The sequence below is a fragment of the Staphylococcus intermedius NCTC 11048 genome (assembly GCF_002902385.1).
Lineage (GTDB): Bacteria > Bacillota > Bacilli > Staphylococcales > Staphylococcaceae > Staphylococcus > Staphylococcus intermedius.
Map to the genome: position 1 here is coordinate 1 of NZ_PPQH01000071.1, position 2,890 is coordinate 2,890.

Consider the following 2,890-nt stretch of genomic DNA (forward strand, 5'->3'; position numbering starts at 1 on the left):
GCTCAGAAAATGATTGAGTGGGCACAGGGCGACGATAAAAAGTTATATGACCTATTTATCCAAAAAAGAATTGAACGCAATACACGGCAGGATATGACGATATTAGAGGTGGATTAAGTGGCGAAAACTAGAATAGAAATCTTTTACCTAGAAAACGACAAAAATCTTGGTAATCCGAAAGGGTCATCACGTCCAAGATTTAGAGGGGACGGACATACTTATATGCCTGCACCGTATGTAAAGCATAAAAAATTTGTAGCTAATCAGTTACCTACTTTGATGATAGATAAGCCAATACGGCTCACGATTGAGTTTTACTTTAAGCCAAGTAAGTCGTGGCCGAAACACAAAAAGGAATCGCACATGGGACAACCGCACAGCATTAAGCCAGATATAGACAATTTACTTAAAACAATATTAGATGCTGGCAATGGCAAAGTATGGACGGACGATGTGCTGATATCGGAAATCAGAACATTTAAAAAATGGGATAGTGTAGCACGCACTGTTTTGATTATCGAGGAGCTGAGCAAAGGTGAACAAGATGTACAACCTATACAACAGTAACAAAGAACCGGTTGTAATCGTAAGTAGAAATATTGACGGTCAATACCAAGTTAAAGGATTAGACAATACACAGCTAGCGCATATCAATCGTACGACTGATGATATTGAGGAGTTTAAATCAACTTTCAATTTATCGAGATTCGAGGAATTAGGGCAGTTGGACCTAACGGAACTGCTAGATTTTTAGGAGGGTTAAACGTGAATTTCATTTTTAGTAAGAAAGCGCAGAAGAATACTGAAACTACTGTCGACTATTACGACGAACTAAAAACAAAAAGCGCTTATCGAAAATATAAAAACAGTCGTAAGGATAAGTCACATCTAACTAAATATGCGCAGCACGTTGAGCCGAGCGACTATTACAACTATCTGTTAAGCAAGGTGACGTGGTCGTGAAGATTAGAAATGTAGATAGACGAATCATACTAACTGATGAGCAAGTGCAACAGATGCATAAAAATCAGTTGAAGCGTGGTCATGTATACAACAGAGTAATTAATTTAGGGTGGTCAGTCGATGAAGCTGTAAGTACGCCGGTGGGAGGAAAACGACATGGAAATTAAAAATTTGAAAATAAACGATGAAGTGAGTGCTCCCGTTGGTGAACAACGTATGAGAGACACAGATGATGAGAAATATGTTTTAGAAACTGTTTTTGAGATGGCCAAAGTGACAAAAGTGGATGAAAAATATGGATTCGCAGAGGTTACTTTTAAAGATGGGGCAATCGGTGAGATTGATGCAGATACAGAGTGGTACCCGATTCCGATAGAAAAGGTGAAATCATGATTAAACGATACGCACCCGTGATCCTGAAAGAGATACTAAAAAACATCAAAACGACTCATAACAAAAGAAGTAAAGCATTAGGTACTAGCTTAAACGCTGAATGCGGGACGTCACGCTACTGGAAAGCAATGGGTGATGTAGAACACTACAACAGAGAAATCGAAGCGTACAAGACAGATTTGAAGCAATTAGACGATGTGTCTGAGTGGAGTAAAAAGCTGCATCAGGACAGATATAAATTTGTTGAGAAGTATCGTGATGTTTTGCATAAAGTGGGCGTTGAATTAGATGGAACTCTCAGAATCTATTAAACAACGCTATCGAACGGATACAGCAGGCAAATCGCCGACAGAACTACAACGAGAATTACGCAAACGTGGTGTACGTGGTTTTGTCGTAAACGTAAATCACAATCGCGTAACGATGTTAGTAGACAGACGCGATGTAAAACGGAATAAGGAGTGTATGAGATGTCTAACGAGTACAGAGACGCGCAAATAGTAAAACATGCACTGCAATATTATATAAACCGTCCGAATGCTAGTGAACTAGATTTGAAACGTGAGCAAAAAGTTTTGGATAAGGTAACTAATCAAGTAAAGGATATGCAAGAAAATTGGGATATAAAAAACAAGGAGGAACGATGATGAAAACTAAAACTAAAAAAGAAATGAGCTTACACGAGCTGATTCAGTGGGCGTGGGAGAATGATATAAAGAGTAACGTGTTTTATGGGAGTCTAGGTGGAAGAGTTGAATTCAATTCTCATACACATCTATTTACTCTTGGAGTTGAATCTACTGAAACATTTATCGTCGAAGTAGAAGAAGAAATTACGGAAGAAACAGAAATACCAGTCCTTGTCGAGTTGTTTATGAGTGGATTGGATGAAATTATACACACATACCATAGAACATCGATTGGAGAGGCTATAGGAGAAGTTCATAAAGGTGCAGAGGCGTTGCCAACAGCCTTTTACATGCTCAACGACGACATGACTATGACAGTAATCTGGCGCGACGGGGAGTTGGTGGAGTAATGGAACACGGTTCAAAAGAATACTATAAAGAGCAAAGTAAATACTGTCATAACGAACTAATTAAATGTTCAAAAGAACGAGACGATCTAAAGCGCAAATTAGACGATGTAGTTGATTTGTTCAACGCTCACTTACATCACAAAAAAGCGTGGTCGGACAATCCTTATTACGACAGAGTGCAACAGAGATTAAATAAAATTATGGAGGACAAGTAAATGTTTGAAATCATGTCAGAACGTGACGCATTGCTAGAAGAAAAGAATCAAAACGATGATTGGTGGCATGAACTTGATTTTTGGCTAAACAAACGTAAGACAGAAAGCAAGCAGATAGACATCGATAGAGTGCTTAATTTTATTGAGGACTTAAAAAGATAAGGAGATAACAGATAATGGAACAATTACAAATCAAATTATTATCAGATAACGCAACATTACCTACATGTAACCACTCAACTGACGCAGGGTTCGACATTTATGCAGCAGAAACAGTGGT

Annotated in this window: 10 protein-coding genes and 1 pseudogene; all 11 read left to right on the plus strand. The window is 38.4% G+C overall.

What is annotated here, in order from left to right:
- Nucleotides 1–117: hypothetical protein (locus CD138_RS14720; RefSeq protein WP_258026515.1), on the plus strand; the 117-nt coding region annotated here is incomplete at its 5' end.
- Entirely contained in the window at nt 118–567 is a 450-nt protein-coding gene (locus tag CD138_RS12070; RefSeq protein WP_019167229.1) for a RusA family crossover junction endodeoxyribonuclease, read from the plus strand.
- Nucleotides 536–754 (plus strand): hypothetical protein, encoded by a 219-nt coding sequence (locus CD138_RS12075; protein WP_026066750.1) that lies wholly within the window; start codon nt 536–538, stop codon nt 752–754. The genes CD138_RS12070 and CD138_RS12075 overlap by 32 nt, the downstream gene beginning before the upstream one ends.
- Nucleotides 755–959: 205 nt before the next feature.
- Nucleotides 960–1,130, plus strand: a complete 171-nt coding sequence (locus tag CD138_RS14305; RefSeq protein WP_019167232.1) for a hypothetical protein — start codon at nt 960–962, stop codon at nt 1,128–1,130.
- Entirely contained in the window at nt 1,120–1,356 is a 237-nt protein-coding gene (locus CD138_RS12085; protein WP_019167233.1) for a hypothetical protein, read from the plus strand. The genes CD138_RS14305 and CD138_RS12085 overlap by 11 nt, the downstream gene beginning before the upstream one ends.
- Nucleotides 1,353–1,667: a DUF1140 family protein gene (locus tag CD138_RS12090; protein ID WP_103265992.1), complete on the plus strand. Its 315-nt coding sequence runs from the start codon at nt 1,353–1,355 to the stop codon at nt 1,665–1,667. The genes CD138_RS12085 and CD138_RS12090 overlap by 4 nt, the downstream gene beginning before the upstream one ends.
- Nucleotides 1,645–1,857, plus strand: coding sequence for a hypothetical protein (locus CD138_RS12095; RefSeq protein ID WP_103265993.1), 213 nt, complete (start codon nt 1,645–1,647; stop codon nt 1,855–1,857). Before CD138_RS12090 ends, CD138_RS12095 begins: the two co-directional genes overlap by 23 nt.
- The gene (locus CD138_RS14310; RefSeq protein WP_019169002.1) at nt 1,827–2,003 is read left to right on the plus strand and encodes a hypothetical protein; all 177 of its coding nucleotides are present in this window, start codon (nt 1,827–1,829) and stop codon (nt 2,001–2,003) included. The genes CD138_RS12095 and CD138_RS14310 overlap by 31 nt, the downstream gene beginning before the upstream one ends.
- Nucleotides 2,000–2,395 carry a hypothetical protein gene (locus tag CD138_RS12100; protein ID WP_081583096.1) on the plus strand — a complete coding sequence of 132 codons (396 nt, stop codon included), beginning with the start codon at nt 2,000–2,002 and terminating at the stop codon, nt 2,393–2,395. The genes CD138_RS14310 and CD138_RS12100 overlap by 4 nt, the downstream gene beginning before the upstream one ends.
- Before the next feature lie 215 nt (nt 2,396–2,610).
- Nucleotides 2,611–2,772 (plus strand): hypothetical protein, encoded by a 162-nt coding sequence (locus tag CD138_RS14315; RefSeq protein ID WP_167414229.1) that lies wholly within the window; start codon nt 2,611–2,613, stop codon nt 2,770–2,772.
- Between the two features lie 14 nt (nt 2,773–2,786).
- Nucleotides 2,787–2,890, plus strand: a pseudogene (locus tag CD138_RS14725) (dUTP pyrophosphatase); the annotation flags it as partial.